9 protein-coding genes are annotated in these 17764 nt (G+C 51.8%); 6 read left to right on the top strand and 3 right to left on the bottom strand.

The genetic code is table 11. The features are described 5' to 3' along the window. Nucleotides 1-81 precede the first annotated feature (81 nt). The gene (locus tag HG66A1_RS09835) at nucleotides 82-1218 is read right to left on the bottom strand and encodes a hypothetical protein (protein WP_145182804.1); all 1137 of its coding nucleotides are present in this window, start codon (nucleotides 1216-1218) and stop codon (nucleotides 82-84) included. 170 nt (nucleotides 1219-1388) lie between these two features. Beyond that, nucleotides 1389-2483: a hypothetical protein gene (locus HG66A1_RS09830; protein ID WP_145182801.1), complete on the bottom strand. Its 1095-nt coding sequence runs from the start codon at nucleotides 2481-2483 to the stop codon at nucleotides 1389-1391. A 1019-nt stretch (nucleotides 2484-3502) separates the two neighbouring features. Here HG66A1_RS09830 and HG66A1_RS09825 point away from each other — a divergent pair. The 3 genes from HG66A1_RS09825 (at nucleotide 3503) to ppc (ending at nucleotide 10184) form a co-directional block, all read left to right on the top strand. Further along, on the top strand, nucleotides 3503-5224 hold the full coding sequence (locus tag HG66A1_RS09825; protein ID WP_145182798.1) for a putative inorganic carbon transporter subunit DabA: 1722 nt from the start codon (nucleotides 3503-3505) through the stop codon (nucleotides 5222-5224). Nucleotides 5225-5943: 719 nt separating this feature from the next. Further along, the gene (locus tag HG66A1_RS09820; protein ID WP_145182795.1) at nucleotides 5944-7263 is read left to right on the top strand and encodes a hypothetical protein; all 1320 of its coding nucleotides are present in this window, start codon (nucleotides 5944-5946) and stop codon (nucleotides 7261-7263) included. A gap of 212 nt (nucleotides 7264-7475) precedes the next feature. Then, nucleotides 7476-10184 carry a phosphoenolpyruvate carboxylase gene (gene ppc / locus HG66A1_RS09815; protein ID WP_145182793.1) on the top strand — a complete coding sequence of 903 codons (2709 nt, stop codon included), beginning with the start codon at nucleotides 7476-7478 and terminating at the stop codon, nucleotides 10182-10184. A gap of 129 nt (nucleotides 10185-10313) precedes the next feature. Here the strand turns inward: ppc and HG66A1_RS09810 are convergent, their stop codons facing one another. Further along, nucleotides 10314-11753 (bottom strand): sulfatase, encoded by a 1440-nt coding sequence (locus tag HG66A1_RS09810; protein WP_145182792.1) that lies wholly within the window; start codon nucleotides 11751-11753, stop codon nucleotides 10314-10316. 368 nt (nucleotides 11754-12121) lie between these two features. Between HG66A1_RS09810 and HG66A1_RS09805 the strand changes: the two genes are divergently transcribed. The 3 genes from HG66A1_RS09805 (at nucleotide 12122) to HG66A1_RS09795 (ending at nucleotide 17719) form a co-directional block, all read left to right on the top strand. Continuing rightward, a complete protein-coding gene (locus HG66A1_RS09805) occupies nucleotides 12122-14209 on the top strand; it encodes a DUF1592 domain-containing protein (RefSeq protein ID WP_197997070.1) in 2088 nt (695 codons plus the stop codon). Nucleotides 14210-14231: 22 nt separating this feature from the next. Then, nucleotides 14232-15581, top strand: coding sequence for a DUF1552 domain-containing protein (locus HG66A1_RS09800; RefSeq protein WP_232106793.1), 1350 nt, complete (start codon nucleotides 14232-14234; stop codon nucleotides 15579-15581). Nucleotides 15582-16315: 734 nt separating this feature from the next. Continuing rightward, entirely contained in the window at nucleotides 16316-17719 is a 1404-nt protein-coding gene (locus HG66A1_RS09795; RefSeq protein ID WP_145182790.1) for a cation:proton antiporter, read from the top strand. Nucleotides 17720-17764: the final 45 nt, after the last annotated feature.

Raw genomic sequence — 17764 nt, 5'->3', positions numbered from 1 at the left:
GCGACTGCCACAACTGCTGATGCATCGTCGTGACAATCGCACACCTGACTCTGGAAACACGACAATAATACTGGACACAGTCTAGGGAGCCGCCTGCAGCGGATGCCAGTTGCCTCCAAACTGATCCTGACTCGGATTGTAGAGCGGATCGTTTGTGATGATATATTCACCCAGCCCATTCGAAAATGCATAATCATAGTTCTGAGGAAGTTCCACATCATAACCGGTTGACGGGTCATGATACGTTTCGACTTCACGGATGGATTCGCTGAACTCACGTGCGACGTGATCGATAGACTCCTGCCGATATTCCCAGGATTCCTGCTGCGATTCTCGCATTTCTTCATACATTTGATTCATGATCTGCTGACGACGCACTGCCCCCTGCTGACGTATACGGGCCATATTTTTTTGGAACTGGTTGATTGCTTTGAGCCAGGCAGGATTCTGTCGCATCGAACGCATCGCAGTTGCATAAATCAGCTGATTTTCCTCCCATTCTGCTGCGGGTGCCTTGAAGAGGAACAGGTTCGAAGCCGTAAAGGACTGCATGCCGGTAGAAGGAAAGTCGGACCGGAATAACTGGACCACTGCCGACTCCAGGTATCGTACTCCATTTTGAGTGTACGCGATTTGTGCTTCAACAAAATCCAGAGTCACCCGGCATCCATTGGCTTCCAGTCTCCCCAAACCCAGTTTAATCAACTGCTGGCGAAGTGCATTGGCAAGATCGGGACGCGGTTTTACCGAAACGATAACAGCGCCCGGTCGGTAGTTTGGGATAATGTATTCCTGTACAACTCCCGTTGCATCAAGCGGTGACGCCAGACGTGAGGCATTGCCGGTCTGGAGCATCATCTGACGAATGCCAGGATCCGTAAACCAGATCCAGGAATAGGCAGGAAGCATATCAAAGCTGACTCGTCCATCAGGACTCATCGCGGAAAAACTCTCGAAATAGGCAGGCTGGTTTGGATCGTAGTGCGTGCTCCACTGAACTCCTCCGGCAACCTGCCAGTCAGCCGGCATGAGAAAAGATCGGGCGACAATTGGTTGTCCGAAGCCGTTCGCATCGTAGAGCTGTATGTGTTTCATGTGAATTTTCTGGCGATAAGGAGCCGCTGCTGCGGTGTGACAGTACGAATTCAGAATCGTCAGAGATCCCAGGAAGACAATTACAGAAAGTACTGGGATTCGGTTGCGGGAAAGAGATTTCATGGTCGTGTTCCTTAAAGAGTGAAATGTCAACGTCTTCCCATACCGGTCTGCAATCAGATTGTGACAAGACACGCACAGATTATTTGTAAAAAGTCTTTGCCTGAAATGGAAAAAAAACCCCCGTTCCTGAGGAACGAGGGCTTTTCCCGATCAACCTCCTTCAACACGTCTCATGCTGCCTGCTGGAAAGCGAATGTGGTTCCGTTGGCAACCAACTGGACATACAGGACACCATTCTCAAACCAGAACCTGGATTGCTCTGGTCCATCGCTGGTGTTCACGGTCAGCGTGTTTCCCTGAATGGTGTAGGAACCGTTGTCAGAATCATAATTCTGCTGACCGTAGGCATCGACTGACATCACTTCCATGGCAAACTGCCCCTGGGCACCGAATGCGACAGCGATCTGAATCTGTGTCCCATTCACGACATCCTGCAAATACCATTTTCCGACGAGCGGGTTTGCCTGCTGCTGAGGAGGCGTGTATCCACCGTTTCCATTTCCCTGCAGATGACCACCGTTGAACGATCCCTGCTGCCCGCCGTTAAATCCACCACCATTGAAGTGTCCCTGCTGACCACCGTTGTGACCACCCTGTGCAGGAGGCATTGGTGCCGTCGGTTTGTGACTGACAGTACGCTGAGGTTCAGGACGTGTCTGTGGTGCGTTCGAAGTGGTCAGGTGGGCGAGTCCCTGGGGCATGGTTTTGGCCTGCAGATAAGCCACATCCATCTTGGTGTCATACTGCAGGATCACAGCGGGAGAACCGATCATCGAATCCTTGTCATCAGAAGGCACCTGGGGGTAGGCAATATGTACCCGGGTGGCATCTTTCATCAGAGCGAACGTCAGGATAATGCGACGTTCCGTATCGACGATCCAGCCGGGCATCATGATGTGTTTGCCGTCAGCATAAAACACAATCACGTGAACCGCAGCCTGTTCAAAGGAGCCCGCGATATCCTGAGGGACAGTTCCCCCCATCAGCCCCGAAGGGTTTGATACAGGAGCTTGAGAAACCGGAGCCTGCGACACAGGGCGTTCAACCGGTTTTTCAGAATCCGCTGTGGTCCCCTTGGAGGGAGTCTTGCCGGGATAATCAAGTCCCCATTCTTTATACTCGGCAGCATCGTTAATCGGGTTCGCTGCGACAGCAAAAGTCGGCCCGGAAAGAACGTTGAAAGTAGCGATTCCGCAGATCAGACCTTTGAAGAGTACATTGTTGAAGAGTTGACGAAACAGGTTGGTGTGAAGGTTGAAAGTCATGTCAGGCTCCAGAAAAAAGTTGGTGTTGTTGAGGTTGCTCTCGTTGAGACAATTCCCTTACAGGCCTCCCTCCGAGTTGTGACACCCCTCCCGAGTTTTTTTCCATTTTCCTGATGTTTTGAGCCCGATCCGACGGAAAAACATCCCAAATTAATCCACGAAAGCTCGGTTATCCAGCCCCATCCCCAAACACCACAATTAACGTAACCAAATATAAATTATAAACTTACAAAACCTACACGTTGCAAATACTCTCTACCATCTGCTGGCGATCACGCCATTTCAGAGATTTTCGCACAAAATCTTGCGCAGGGAAAAAATCAGTCGTTTCTGATATGAATTACAGGGATCATCGCCATCTGAAAAGACCTTTCCATCCTGGGACAGCAATGCGGATTGAAGTTTCGGTTTGAATACAGAATCTCCCCAGCAACAGCGATCGTCCCGCCTCCACTTGACGACTGCTCACCAAAGTGGGCAGCCGTTTTCTTTTCCCACAGCCCCCGCGCTCCTCTTATGGCAACCTTCCCTTTCTAGACTCTCATAATAAGATCCACTCCTGCTTCCTGGGAGCAGAAACGATTGAAGAGGAAGAAGTGGAATCTTGCTTAATTTCAAGTGACGCCTGACAGCCAGGAACTTCTTTTTCTAATTTCTCGATGAACAGAAGTATTCTCAGTTCATCTCAGAAAAATGTTTCAAGATCTTCTAAACATATGACGAAATATTATTGACGTATTTTATTTCGTGCTTTATAATGCGTGTATTATAATTTCAATTTTTGCTTCAGAAGATACCACAAGGTCTGCTGTAATGGTTTGGCCCTGCTCTCCCCCTGATTCACAGACTGGGTTTCCAGAAAACAAGTGAACTCAACCGCTTGGATTAAGCAGTCTTCAAGTCCATTTTTTGATGAGGTGCTGCTCGGACAACGTTTAGAAAATCTTGCCTGCCAATAATCCTGCCAGATCATTTTTTGCAGTCGGATATCAATCAAAGCTACTGGAAAGAGTGCCACAATGTCACAAAAGAAATCTGAATCAAAATATTTTCCTTTGCCCACATTGCTGAATAGATACTCTCCTGCACAGGTACATCTGATAGAGCACGTTTCCGAAGCACTTCAAGTTGTCTCCCGAGTGATTTCATCAGGCACATCTATCAAAGATCAGGTAGCTGAAAATCCATATCATGGAATCTGTGAGCGATCATTCTTGAATGCTCGAAAGTATTTACGAATTTTTTCAGACTATGACACCCTGATGCCTCTGGAATTCTATGCCGAAGAGTTTCATTCCGGACGATTCGGAATTGAACAGATCCAGTCTGCAATCGAGGAACTGGAGCATTCTCTAGTCGGCACACATCATATTCCCTCCGCGAAGAAAATAGCCGAACGATTACAAAGCCTGGCCAACAACGTGGACAACCAGGACCGTGCTCCTGACCAATTGATAAAGCAACACAACAGACCGGTTCACACACTGTCTGAGCTGCTGGATCAACACACGAATTCCGACTGGTCAGAATTGATCTATGACGAAATCTCAAAGTATTGTGCAATGCATTATGATCAGGGAGAAGCAATCTGGCCGAGCCCCTGGCAGGAGCTGACTTTATATCAATCCTGGCGATCGGCAGCGGTCTATGATCGAAACCTCGAATTCCATGGACTGTCCGGTCTGCGTAGATACATTTCCCAGCTTCCTCATACGCCTGAGGTCTCGATAATCTCTTCATTGAAAAGCCTGAAAGTTCCACCAGTTCTCTGGGAAACGTACTTACTGTGTCAGGCGTTTTCAATTCACAACTGGTCTGCCTGGATAAAATGCCAGGCAATTGAATCAGGGATTGACGATCTCTCAGGGTTACTGGCGATAAGACTCGCGTACGATGCAGCACTTTCAAGAGCTCAGAAATTCGAGATTGACTGGAGTGAATATCCCAGCCAACACCCGATTTCATTTAAATCATCAACCTCTGCGCAAGATGATGAGATTCTGCGATATACGCTGTTACGCGCTTCAGAAATTGCTTTTCGCGATCAGCTGCTGCGTGGACTCACAGCTCAGACAGACAATACAAAAACCGTATCAGAGTCGACAGGTAAGTCATCAGCGATAGAATCAGATCGCACCGAGCGAATACCTGTGTCGAATTCTCCCACAATGATTGAGTTTTCGCCAGCAGCTGGTGAATGGTCAAAAGCAGGTCCGGAGTGTGAACTGGCAGGGAAACCGGCCTTCGTCATTGCCTCACAACAATACATCCGGGAAAATGATCTTGAAGCCCATAGCGTTCTGTGCAGTTATGACCACAATCACGATCCAGAAGGGATCGTGCTCGAGAATATCATGACAGCCCCGATGATTTTCGCTCACTGCAGGAACATGCAGTCTTACGCTTCCGCAGTCGATAATCATCAGTCTGGGAGCAGCATGAAAAGCTTACAGAACGTCCTGGTTGACATAGGAATTCTATCTGGTACGGACGGCGCGATAACAACAGACTCGCCTTGGCAATCGTTGCAGGCAGGATCAAGATTCGACCACAAACCAATACGGTTACATGTAGTAATTGCAGCTCCCAGATACCTGATCGAAAAAATTATTTCCAAACATCAAAATATTATGAATCTACTAAGCGGCAACTGGATGCATCTCGTCTCACTGGATGAGGAACAGGCATTTGAGTACTCCTCTGATGGGACTTGGAAAAAGATCGTGCTGCCCGAGAACTGAGCTTCTCCAGGCCTGGTGCGGACTTTCGCTCTTCGGTTTGTTTCATAATTCACCCTGTTTACGAGCCGGTCCTCTCACCTGTGAATAGACTGATGTTTCTTAAACGAAAAGCAGGTCCTCGCCTGCCGCGTATCTCCTTTCCTACGGAGGATCTGGCTTTATATTAACCCCGGAAGCACAGACATAATTACTGTCTCTGGGACTTGTCTGATTCTTTTAGCAGGAAAATTCTGAGAATCATCAATCGTACGAAAACATGTCCTATTCATTGTCCGACGATGCCCGATTCAGCAAGTCTCCAAAGCATCCAACCCGCCAGCTGGATCAAACCAAATGACACTTTTAAGGGGACTTACGAAGATCATTTTCAACTTAAAAGTCCAGCTCAGGAGAAACAACGCCCCCAACTTTGCCAACTTGCGATCTCCTTGATTTTTGAGGCTCTTAAGCGTTAAATAGGTCCAATTCGAGAAATAGAGCTTTCGTAAATGACTAGTTTCCAGGTGTTTACCACTCCCATTCTGGAAACGCTTCGCTTCCAGTTTTAACCGTTTGTTATTAAAGAGTTTGCTGGTTTTATGAACGCGGGATTAGATCCCCCGTCTCATACTTATTATGATAAGCAGCATTGCGACGGAAACTCTTTTTCGCATTATTATCACTCCAGAACTTTCTTTGGGACCAGCACGCTTCTCAAGATTTAACAAGGTGTATTAAACATGACTGCCTCGACGTCAATTCTCGCGGATAAACTGCACGAGTACCCCCAACAAGATGTCATCGACGGAACCAGCTCAGGATCGGATGCGATTCTCGATGACTGCATTAACAGTTCCGATGGGGTGTTGCAATTACTGCATCGTTACGCTGGCCGGACATTTTGTACGCCAGGGAAACGCCTGCGCCTGGATGCGGAATCGTACTACCCGGACTACATGAACGGTACGGGCCTCGATGAAATCTGGATGTGCTGCACCGTTCCCATCGTGACGGGAGTCATCGACACACGCACGAATAAGGCCCCTTTCCGCGAAGGGGAATCACACGTCCTCACTCCCAACGGACAAGTCATCTCGCTGCAGGATTTGATCCTCGCCAAGCCAGAAACAGTCATGGGTGAGAAGATCACGGCCTTCTCGAAATCCCTGTACGGCGACCCGACCTGGCCGATTGTATCCAAGAAGTTTGATAATCTGAATCCGATTCCGCATCATCTTCACTGGGCCAAGTGGGAAGTCTATGACATCAACTCTTACGACAACCCGGGAGTCTGTCCGTCCCATTACCACACCACAGCAATGGGACTGTACCCGTTCATCACGAAAGATCAGTTTCTGGCCTGCATGAAGAGTTTCGGCAAGGGTGATTATAACGGGGTTCGGCATCTGTCCCCGCACACGATGATGCATATTGATAACGGCTTCGTGATGCCCAACGGCGTGCTGCACTCGCCGACGGATCTCTGCACACACGAGCTGCACGTCACAATGGATGAACACTTCCTGGCTGAGGACCTGACGCTTGACGGACGTATTGGAGCAGCCGACGCGTTTTATGCCTGCCGGGAAGAAGACTATCCCAAGGATCGGCACGAAGACTGGGAATACCTGGTTGAAAAGTTCGACTTCGCAGCGAATCAGGATCCGGAATTCGTTCTCAAGAATTCACGACCGGCAATTACCGCCGAAGAATTCGCAGGCGACGGAGTCGACGCCAAGTGGATTGTGTATGGCGATTTCCTCGGCGATCAGAAGTGCTCCATCCTCCGCCTCATTCTTGAGCCTGGCGCCAAGACGAATTTCCGACCAGAGAGCCCCGCCCTGTTCCACACGAACGGCGGAAGCGGCCGTGTTGGAAAGCTCAAAGTGCGATATCACCAGGATATGAAGCTGGGTGAGCTCTATCCCGAGATTGGGTTCATCACTCAGGCCGCCCTTAATAACGGCGGTGTGGAAATCGAGAACACAGGCAACGAACCGCTTGTGTTGACCTTCGACTTCCCGCAGAACGCACACTCCAAAACGCCCGGTGCCAAGTAACAGCACTCGATGAGAGAATTCGCAATCGGGGCTGCCTCATGGTCATATTGACTGAGGCAGCCCGATCTCTCGCCCACACATCGCGTCACCAGTCTGCGCTGCTCAAGAGGAATCAGCTTACTTTCCTGCTATTCATTTCCACGTCTAAGTTGATACCATAGGTGCTTTAAATGAAACGCTCATATTAGAACCGAAATAAATAGCTAAAGAATATGATGACAAACCGAAGTGATCAAAGACTCAATTATCTTGTTGACCTGCTCGATCTTGTTGTTCGGGAACAGGTGGGAGAATCCCTTGCTAACGTGATGCAGAAGATCCGACGATTGGCGATTGAACGTCGATCCGGGCTTCCCGATGCTGAGAAACGCCTCGTTGCCACCCTGCAGGATCTCGAACCGTCTGAATTGCGTGATGTGATCCGCTGGCTCAGTCTCTTCTTTGATCTGGCAAACGCCGCAGAGGAACGCGTTCGTATTGAAATTCTCAATGAGCGCGATCGGAAATCTAGAAACCACGGCGACCCACGGAGCGAATCGATCGCTGCTGCCATCTCCGAATTGCACCAACAGGGACTTCCGGCTGCCGAAATGCAACGCTGGCTCGATCAGTTGAAGATTGAGCCCGTGTTCACCGCTCATCCTTCCGAGGCAAAACGACGAACGACGCGCCAGTTACTGCGGGGAATTCGGCAAGTTCTCCCCGATATCGAGGCCAGCGGCAAGACGGATCTGGAACAGGAGCTCGTGGCAGATTTGACAGTTCTGTGGCAAACAGACTTCATTCGTCCAGAACGTCCTCCGGTGATGAGTGAGGTCAGTCGGGGGTTGTACTTTGCCTCGACCCTCTGGGACGTTGTTCCACGTATTTACAGCGAACTGAAGCAGGCACTAGGCCAGACTTATCCCAACCACCATTTCGAAATCCCGCGGGTGTTGTCATTTGGAACCTGGATTGGTGGCGACCGAGATGGTCATCCCTTTGTGACCGCAGAAGTGACACGCGAAACATTTGCAAAGCTACGACGGGCCGCTATTGAAGGCCATTTGCGGATGTGTCGAAAACTGCGGAAGCAGATCGTGATGTCCGATCAACAGATCTCTTCCGAACCAATCCTGCGCGAGCGGATTACACGTTGTTGTGAGAACGCTCCCGAACTCAAGGATAAACTGGCCTCGATCTCAGAATTGGAAACACCCCGGCAGTTTATGAAGATGCTGGAGTTCAGATTGGAACGAACTCTCGATTCGCTTTCCCAGGATCAGCCTGCGGCCGGTAGCTATCAATCTGTTGAAGAATTCCGCGATGATCTGGATAAGTTACACGAGAGCGTTCAGAAAAATCGGGGAAGAAGAATTGCCGAGCAGTATTTGCAGCCCTGGATCGACCTGGCGCGTACCTTCGGACTTCACTTTGCCTGCCTTGACGTGCGACAAAATTCGGTTGTCCATCGCCGCTGCCTGGATGAGGTCGTCTCTTTGCAGACAGCGGACGAGCAGGTCGATGCTCTGGATTTTATCTCATCAGGCACACCCTGCAGCATAGATGTCTCTCAACTTAGCGACGAGTCCCGTGAAGTTTTTGAGACATTCACTTTATTGGCGGAAGCCTACGATCAGTGGGGCCCGGAATCGATTGGCGGTTACATCATCAGCATGACGCATTCCGCTCAGGACGTGATGACGGTCCTCTGGCTGTGGCGAACCGCCTGGCTCCAGCGACAAGGCGAGGGTCGCGCTGTTCCGGCTTTGCCGATCATTCCTCTGTTTGAAACGATTGACGATCTGCGGAATGCTGCGTCAATTCTCGAGGAACTTCTCACAGATGACATTTACCAGCAGTACCTCACAGAAACGGACCAGCGGGTTCAAATTGTAATGGTCGGATACTCCGACAGTACCAAGGATGGCGGGTATTTGACGGCTTGCTGGGAATTGCATCAGGCCCAGAAACAACTCGCGGAGACTGCAGAGAAGTATCATATCGGACTGACGGTTTTTCATGGACGCGGCGGAGCGCTGGGCCGAGGTGGCGGGCCTGCCGCACGAGCAATTCAATCTCTGCCCCACAAATCCGTGGCGGGGCGATTGCGGGTAACGGAACAGGGGGAAGTTCTTTCGGAACGATATGATGATCCCGTGATCGCGCATCGCCATCTCGAACAGGTTTTCAATGCCACACTGATGGTGAGTGCGGGCCCGCTGCAAGATCTGGATCCTGCGTGGGCAGGTACGATGGAGAAACTCTCCACGGCTTCTCTGCAGAAGTATCGGGAGTTGATCGAGCACCCCGGTTTCCTCCATTATTTTGATCGAGCGACACCCATCAGCGAAATTGAAACTTTGCCGATCGGATCCCGACCCTCCCGCAGAAAAGCGGCACGTCGGACTCTGGATGATCTTCGGGCGATTCCCTGGACGTTCGCCTGGACACAATCCCGTCATCTCTTACCGGCCTGGTATGGAATGGGAACCTCGATTCGAAAGTTTGTCGATCAGGATGGCTCGACCTGGGCGACGCTTCGCACGATGTATCGCCAATGGCCCATGTTCCGAGCATTGATCGACAATGCGGAACTCGCCCTGGCGAAAGCTGATATGCAGATCGCGCAAGAGTATGCTGTCCTGGCCCATGACGAGAATGCATCCGAACTCTGGGAAATGATCTCTACGGAGTTTGAATTGAGTCGCGGTTCAATTCTGATGATTAAGGATAATTCCGAATTACTGGCCGATGTTGACTGGTTGAAGAAGTCGGTACGTAGCCGTAACCCTTACGTTGACCCACTCAACCTCGCGCAGGTCATTCTGCTGGAACGAAAACGCTCTGCAGAAAATGAAGCAGCAGACAATGACGATCTGGTGCATCTGATTCGAATGTCGATTCAGGGCATTGCCGCCGGTTTGAGAACAACGGGTTAAGTTGCCCCACATAACCGGAACCGGAACTTAAGATACAAATCAGGATTCTAGACTCATTGCGGATGAGGCAGCATGCCCTGGAAGCGTCATTCAGCCGAACAGATCAAGCTTGATCGACGATAATCAGAGTTACCGATAATCCTCCCAGAGGTCGGAGTTTTCATAACTGTCACGAATGCGCCATTCGCGGAGGATGGCGAGCAGCTCTTTCTTCTTATCGGCATGTTCGGGCGCATCCCAGAGGTTGTCTACCTCCAGGGGGTCAGTTGTGAGATCAAACAACTGGCCCCACGGTTCGTCCAGAAAGTGAACCAGTTTCCAATCCTGCGTACGCACCATGGTCATAAACTTGCTGGTTGTCAGAATGCCATCTTTGGCCTGTTCGGCAAAAACGACGTCACGTAAACATGACGCCGCTTCAGCATCCGATTCCAGCAGCGGCAACAGGCTGCGTGCTGCCATTGGTTCCGGTATGGGGATATCAGCAAGCCCCATCAATGTGGGCCCCAGATCCATCTGCTGAACCAGACCGTCAATCGCCCGCGGTTCGCCAAAGCGACCTGGCGCCCAGATAATCATCGGCACACGGGTAATGACATCATACATGGTCCATTTCTGACTGTGTCCATGGTCTGTCAGGCAATCGCCATGATCGGAGCTGAAGATGACAATCGAGTTGTCGAGCAGTCCCTTCTCTTCCAGTGCAGTCATAATCTCCCCCACCTTGTCGTCAATCATCGTGACGTTCGCCAGATAATAGGCGCGCTGTCGGTGTAGCTGTTCTTCCGTGGGCTCAAGGAGATGCACGACTGAGTCATGATCCACCTCATGATTATGAATTCGCATCGCCTTCAATGGGTCCGGCTGGTGCACGAGATCACTTTCCAGAACGGGTGCGATGTTGAGATCTTTTTTCAGATAAGACTCGGTATACCGCGGAATCGGATCATAGGGAGGATGCGGTCCGGGAAAACCAATTTCCAGAAACAGCGGTTCGCTCACTGGGTAATTGCGAATCCAGTCGACCGCCATGTTCCCCACGAACATGTCAGGATGCATATCCTCATCCAGCAGCCAGTCAAACGCGCCCAGAGATTCTTTGTAATCAGGTAGCTGGCGGTAGAGTTCCCGTTGCTGTTTTACCAGACCGCGGGCTCGCAAGGCTTTATCCCACTCATCGTAAAAATAGCGACCTTCCAGGTAGCGATCTTTATTCTCCACAACGTACCGCTGATCGAAGCCCAGAGGAGTCGTGTAGGGCCAGCTGTGCATCTTACCGATATTGACCGTCTGATAACCTCCCTCCTGCAGGTTTTCGATCCAGCCATGCTTCCAGGTATCTGCATTTTTCAGAATCCCCGTCGTGTGTGGATAATGACCTGTAAAGAGCGATGCTCTCGCAGGAGCACAGGAAGCAGCGGTGATAAAACAGTTGTTAAATACAATTCCCTCGCGATGCAGACGATCTAGGTGGGGCGTTTCCATAAAATCATAGCCGGCAGCATGAATCGTATCGAAGCGCTGCTGATCGGTAATGATGAATATGATGTTTGGTCGTTGATCTGTCATTGAAATGCCCTGCGCGTCGGCTCTGGTATGATATCTGTAAGAAGTTGAGATCTTTGATTGTATCACAACGGTTTGGTTTATCTACCAGACACGAACAGACAGGCACAAGTACCGCAGCGGGATATGGCTAAGTTGAAACAGAAAATCGAGAGCCGTTTGTTGCCAGCACTCTGATTTCAACCCCCAGCTTAGTATTGAGAAGACCCACTAAATCAGGGGAGATCCACTCCGTAATAGACATCGTGGGGGGCGCCGAGTTAATATATAAGCGGCAAGTTATACATAGAACGCTCTCAGTCTTATTCTCATTGGTGAATCCCGGATCAGAGGCGACCTTGATATCACGATTTTCGTATAGCAGTGTTTTTGTGGCGATCTGGCTTTCGCCCCTGTTTAGCCAGGGAGCTGAGCCTGCGCCTGATCCACAGACTGATTCTTTCTCGACCATCATCCGTCCGGCCTTTCAGCAGTTCTGTGTGAAGTGTCACGGCAAGAATGGAAAGGTTGAAGGCGAGGTCAATCTGCTCAGCCTGCAAAATTCCGATCAACTGGTAAGCACTCCGGAAACGTTGCAGGATTTAATTGAGGCAGTCGACTCCGGATACATGCCACCTGAAAGTGAACAGCCTCTTTCTGAGAAGACGCGTACACAACTGGTAGCTAGTCTGAAAGCATACTTAAAGCAATCGATTGAATCAGCGGAGAACGTGCCGGGCACACCGATTCGACGCATGAACCGGTTTCAGTACAACAATGCCGTTCAGGATCTGTTCCAGCTGAAAGTGGAAGTCTTCTCACTCCCGGAACGGATGATGCGGGAGTACGACAATTACTTTCAGCCACAAACCGGAAAGATGCCTCAGCAGGTGCGGGTCGGCAGTCGTCCGCTGGGCAAGTCTCAGTTGATCGAAAAACGACTGGGCGGAGTAGCCGCCTTTCCACAGGATCTGCGGGCCGAGAACGGATTCGATAATCGAGCCGATCACCTTTCGCTTTCCCCTCTACTGCTGGAATCATTTCTGAGACTGAGCCGTTCCATTGTCTTCAGTGCCGACTTCAACGCCAAAACCTGTGGTATCTGGAAGCAGTTCTTCGCAGCTCCGGCAGAAGGGACAGCGGAAGAAACACAGGCGATCGTGGAAATTCGCTTAAGGAAATTTCTGACACGCGCTTTTCGACGTCCTGCCAGCGACAAACTTGTGGAGCGTTATACCTCTTATGTCATAAGTCAGATCCAACAGCAAAAGTCTTTTACGGAAAGCATGCAGGAAGCGGCAGCAGCGGTACTGGCTTCGCCCCAGTTTTTCTATCTGTATGATCAGCCAACCGACGGAGCCTCTCCAAATCAGACAGGCATTGATGATTTCAGCCTGGCTTCGCGTCTTTCGTTTTTCCTCTGGGGAAGTATTCCTGATCAGCCCCTGCTCGACCTGGCTGGGGCTGGAAAGCTTCATGAGCCTGATGTGCTAACCGGGCAGGTTGACCGCATGCTGCATGACGAACGCCTGAAGCGATTTTGCGACAGCTTTCCCACCCAATGGCTGCAACTGGAACGCATTATCTCTTCCACTCCTGATCGTCAGCGGTACCCACAGTTCTACTTTTCCAAGTACCGTGCCAGCATGCATATGATGCTGGAGCCATTACTCTTGTTTGAAACCTTACTGATTGAAGACCAGTCCGTCCTCAAGTTAATCGATTCCGATTTCAGTTATCGCAGTGATTTGCTGGAGGCCTGGTACCGCGATGGGACGCGCGGAAATCCTGGCTCACCGGTGACAGTGCAATTTCGACGTGTACCAGTAAAAGATCGGCGGCAGGGCGGAGTCATCACCAACGCTGCCGTCATGACGATGACATCGAATGCCACGCGAACTCAGCCGATTACGCGCGGTGCCTGGATTGCAGGCGTCATTCTGAATGATCCCCCCAAACCTCCCCCCGCTGATGTCCCCTTACTGGAAGACAAGCCAAAGTCGGGCGAAGAAAACCTGACATTGCGTGAGCGATTTGCTGCCCACAGAGAACATGCCAGCTGCGCAGGCTGTCACCAGCGGATTGATCCCTTAGGGTTTGCGTTAGAAAATTATGATGCAGCCGGCCTCTGGCGTAAAACATACCCCAACGGGCGAACGGTCGACGCCAGTGGCAAGTTGCTGAGCAAACATGAATTCGCAAATATCATCGAGTTCAAAGATGCTTTGCTGACGGAAAAGGACCGCTTTACTCGGGCATTTGCCGCCCATCTGCTTGCATTCGCCCTCGGACGCGAAATGGGAGCGGCAGATTCATTCGCTCTGGAAAAAATTGTGACGGAAACAGCAGCCGCAGATTACCGCTTCCAGTCTCTCATCAAAGAAATCGTATTGAGTCGCCCTTTCTTACAGGGTACAGTCAGGCAGGGAAACCAGGCTGTGTCATTGAATCAGCAAACTCATCCTGAAACGATCCCGTAACATGTTAGCGTAGAATGGCAGAATGATGATGAAAACCAGTCGGCGATCATTTCTCCGCGGAGCAGCAGGTGCGACACTGGCATTGCCCTGGCTGGAAAGTCTCGCGCACTCTGAAGTTCCTCCGCAACCCGCCCAACGCCTGGCGGTCTTCTATGTGCCCATTGGCGTGGTGCGTCGCGGTTTCTTTCCGGGCGAACAGAATGCGGCGATTCCCAAATTCACAAGCAGTCAGGAAGAGATTACCCGGGAAACCGGCCTGAAAGTGGGGGTGCGTCCTCTGCAAGAACTAACGCCCACGCAGCAACCACTCGAAAAAGTAAAGCAGAAAGTCACGCTCATCACCGGCATGGATCGCTTCTACAAGCATGGAAGCGATGTGCACGCCCAATGTGCCTCCTGTTTTTTAAGCAGCGCCACTGCCCATGCAGTCAAGTCGTCGGTATACCCCCTGGCGCGGACACTCGATCATATCATTGCGGACCACGTCGGGGAGAAGACTCCGTTCCGCACCCTGGAGCTGAGTTGCAACAGCCACCGGGACAACAAAGAGTCGATCTATTTTGACAATATCTCCTGGTATGGCACGGGGCATGTCGCGCCTTCGATGCGTGACCCACGGAAAGTCTACCGCCGCATGTTCGGCACACAGGAGAATCAGGCGTTTCGCGATATCACGGGACTGGTTCTCGAAGATGCACGCTCATTAAACAGACGACTCGGCCGTGCAGACCGTGAGAAATTTCAGGAGTTCTTCGATGGCATCAGGACGATCGAAGAACAGATGGACAAACTCGATCAGATCAAACATGAAATAGGCAAAGCTTCCGTCAAAGAACCAGATAACTCCCAGCTCCCCCGTGGCCAGTATATTCGTCTGATGGGAGACCTGATGGTCGCAGCCCTGCAGGTTGGTTTAACCAATGTGGCCACACTGATGATTGGCCCCGAACGCTGGGATACCCCCATGCGCTACGAATCGCTGTTCGACAAACCGATGAGCCATCATCAGATGTCGCATAATCAGAATAAGTTTATGAAAGAACTGCTGCAGGTGGATCGCTTTCATATGGAACAGTTTGTTTATCTCGTGCAGAAGTTGGATGCCATTCGTGAGTCGGATGGAACGTCATTGCTGGACAATACCATCTTCACGTATGGCTCTGGTCTGGGCGACGGTGCCACGCATCAATATACCGACCTGCCCATCGTCGTCGCCGGTTCCGGTGGAGGACGCTTAAAGACGGGACAGCATCTGCACTGCTCAGATGGCACTGCCCTGGCAAACCTCTGGCTCACCCACGCACATGTCATGGGCCTCAAGCTCGACCGCTTCGCCGACAGCACCGGCCCCGTCCAGCAATTATTGACCTGATGCAATCGCGTGCCTTTAAAATAAACGGGCTGAAATACGCCGGAACCATCAGCATCCAGCTCACTGCTCAATCCGGCAGCGACCTCCCCTGCCCCTCAAACGTTTTTGTATTGTGCGTGTGCCCCCTTCCCAATGACCAGCGCAGTTCTGTCTCCAGAACGGAACAAACTGCACTTGATCGTCACTTTCCGAATCGTATTCTTGTGTAATTCTGCTTCGCGCGCGAGGCGGATGATGCGTGCACCAAAACCTGTCTCACTTGTGACTCAGATTCACCTGAATCGCCGTCGATTTTTCCCGCTTTTCACCGGAACAGAATGAACCGGTTCCCGCTGTCTCGTACAATCTCAAATCATTTCGCAGCACATTCAGAGCAATTCACACCAGACTCCCCCCACTTCACTGCACACTCGGAGCCAGTCAACACACCCATTCCACTTGACGCCCCCACGCCGATTCACAAAATACCAGATCACCAGCCCCCATCGATGCAGAATCAAAGATCAGCACAGGACAGACTCTGCTTCAGAACCCGGCACCGCAATCAGGAAACCAGACACGTATTTTACCAGAGCGCAATGCAGCCCCGAAGATGAACATCGTTAACTGGAACCAGAACCGCTTTCCTGAGTCCGTGTCGGGGCATTGCAGGCATCCGAAGTGCGTTGTTTTTTCTCTGCCACAAAACCACTAGACTCCTTTTCTTCCCGGCGCAGGCCCCTATAATAACGGCCATGAACTTTTTCGATATCGCCGGCATCCTCGTGGCCCTCGCAGCGGCCTTCGCATTCATTAACCACAAACTGCTCAAGCTGCCCACAACGGTCGGCCTGATGCTGTTGGCGATGCTGCACGCAATCGCCCTGCTGCTGATCGATCGAATCGTGCCCGGAGCGACGGTGCTCACCGCGGCCGAAACGCTCATCGGCTCGATCGACTTCGACCAGACGCTGATGCAGGGCATGCTCGGCTACCTGCTCTTTGCCGGAGCGTTGCACGTCAACCTCAACGACCTCAAAGAACAAACCGCGGCCATCGCCCTGCTCGCGACCATCGGCGTCCTCGCCACGACGTTCATCGTCGGCGGGCTCACTTATCTCATCACCGGCTGGCTCGGCATCGAGGTCCGTTTCATCTACTGCCTGATCTTCGGCTCCATCGTCGCCCCCACCGACCCGATTGCGGTCCTGGGAATCTTCAAGAGCCTCGGTGCCCCCAAATCGCTGGAGACTAAGATCGCCGGCGAGTCACTGTTCAACGACGGCGTCGGCGTGGTGGTCTTTATCGCACTCCTGGGCATCGCCGGTTTGGGCGGGCATGGCGAGTCGCACGCAGACGGAAATCAGCAGGAGTCGAACCAGGTCGTTCAGCAGAGCGAACAGGAAGATCCACACGAGGAGCACGCAGACACAGAGGTCGCAGAGACGAACGCCAGCGACGTCGCGAAACTCTTCACCCTCGAAGCTGGCGGCGGCATTGCACTGGGCTTTGTACTGGGGCTGCTCGCATTCCTGCTGTTGCGATCCATCGATCACTACGCCACGGAGATTTTGATTTCGCTGGCGGTCGTGACAGGCGGATACGCGCTGGCGATGAAGCTGCACCTCTCCGGGCCGCTGGCAATGGTGGTCGCAGGGCTGATCCTGGGGAACCACGGCCGCACACTGGCGATGTCCGACAAAACCCGCCAGCACCTGGACACGTTCTGGGAGCTGGTCGACGAGCTGCTGAACGCGGTGCTGTTTGTACTGATCGGCCTGGAGGTCCTGGTACTGTCGTTCCAGGAGAAATATCTGCTGGCCGGAGCGCTGGCCATCCCCGCGGCACTGCTGGCGCGATTCCTCTCCGTGGGTACGGTGATCACCGCCCTGAAGAAGTTGGCCGGCCGACAGTTCACATCGCATGCGATCAAAGTCATGACCTGGGGCGGTCTCCGCGGCGGAATCAGTGTGGCCCTCGCCCTCTCACTCAAAGAAGAGATCCACGCCCAGCAATCGCAGTATGATACCGTCGGCGAACTCATCCTGACCATGACCTACGTCGTCGTCGCCTTTTCCATCCTCGTCGGCGGCCTGACCATCGGCCCCATGCTCAACCGCCTGGGCCTCGCAGGACAAAGCAAAACAGACGCCCATTAACGACAGATCGCCGGGAAAATAAGCGATTTAGCAACCGGAAACTGA

The organism is Gimesia chilikensis (assembly GCF_007744075.1).
In the GTDB taxonomy this organism is placed as follows: Bacteria; Planctomycetota; Planctomycetia; order Planctomycetales; family Planctomycetaceae; genus Gimesia; species Gimesia chilikensis_A.
This window is presented reverse-complemented; position numbering and strand designations above follow the sequence as displayed.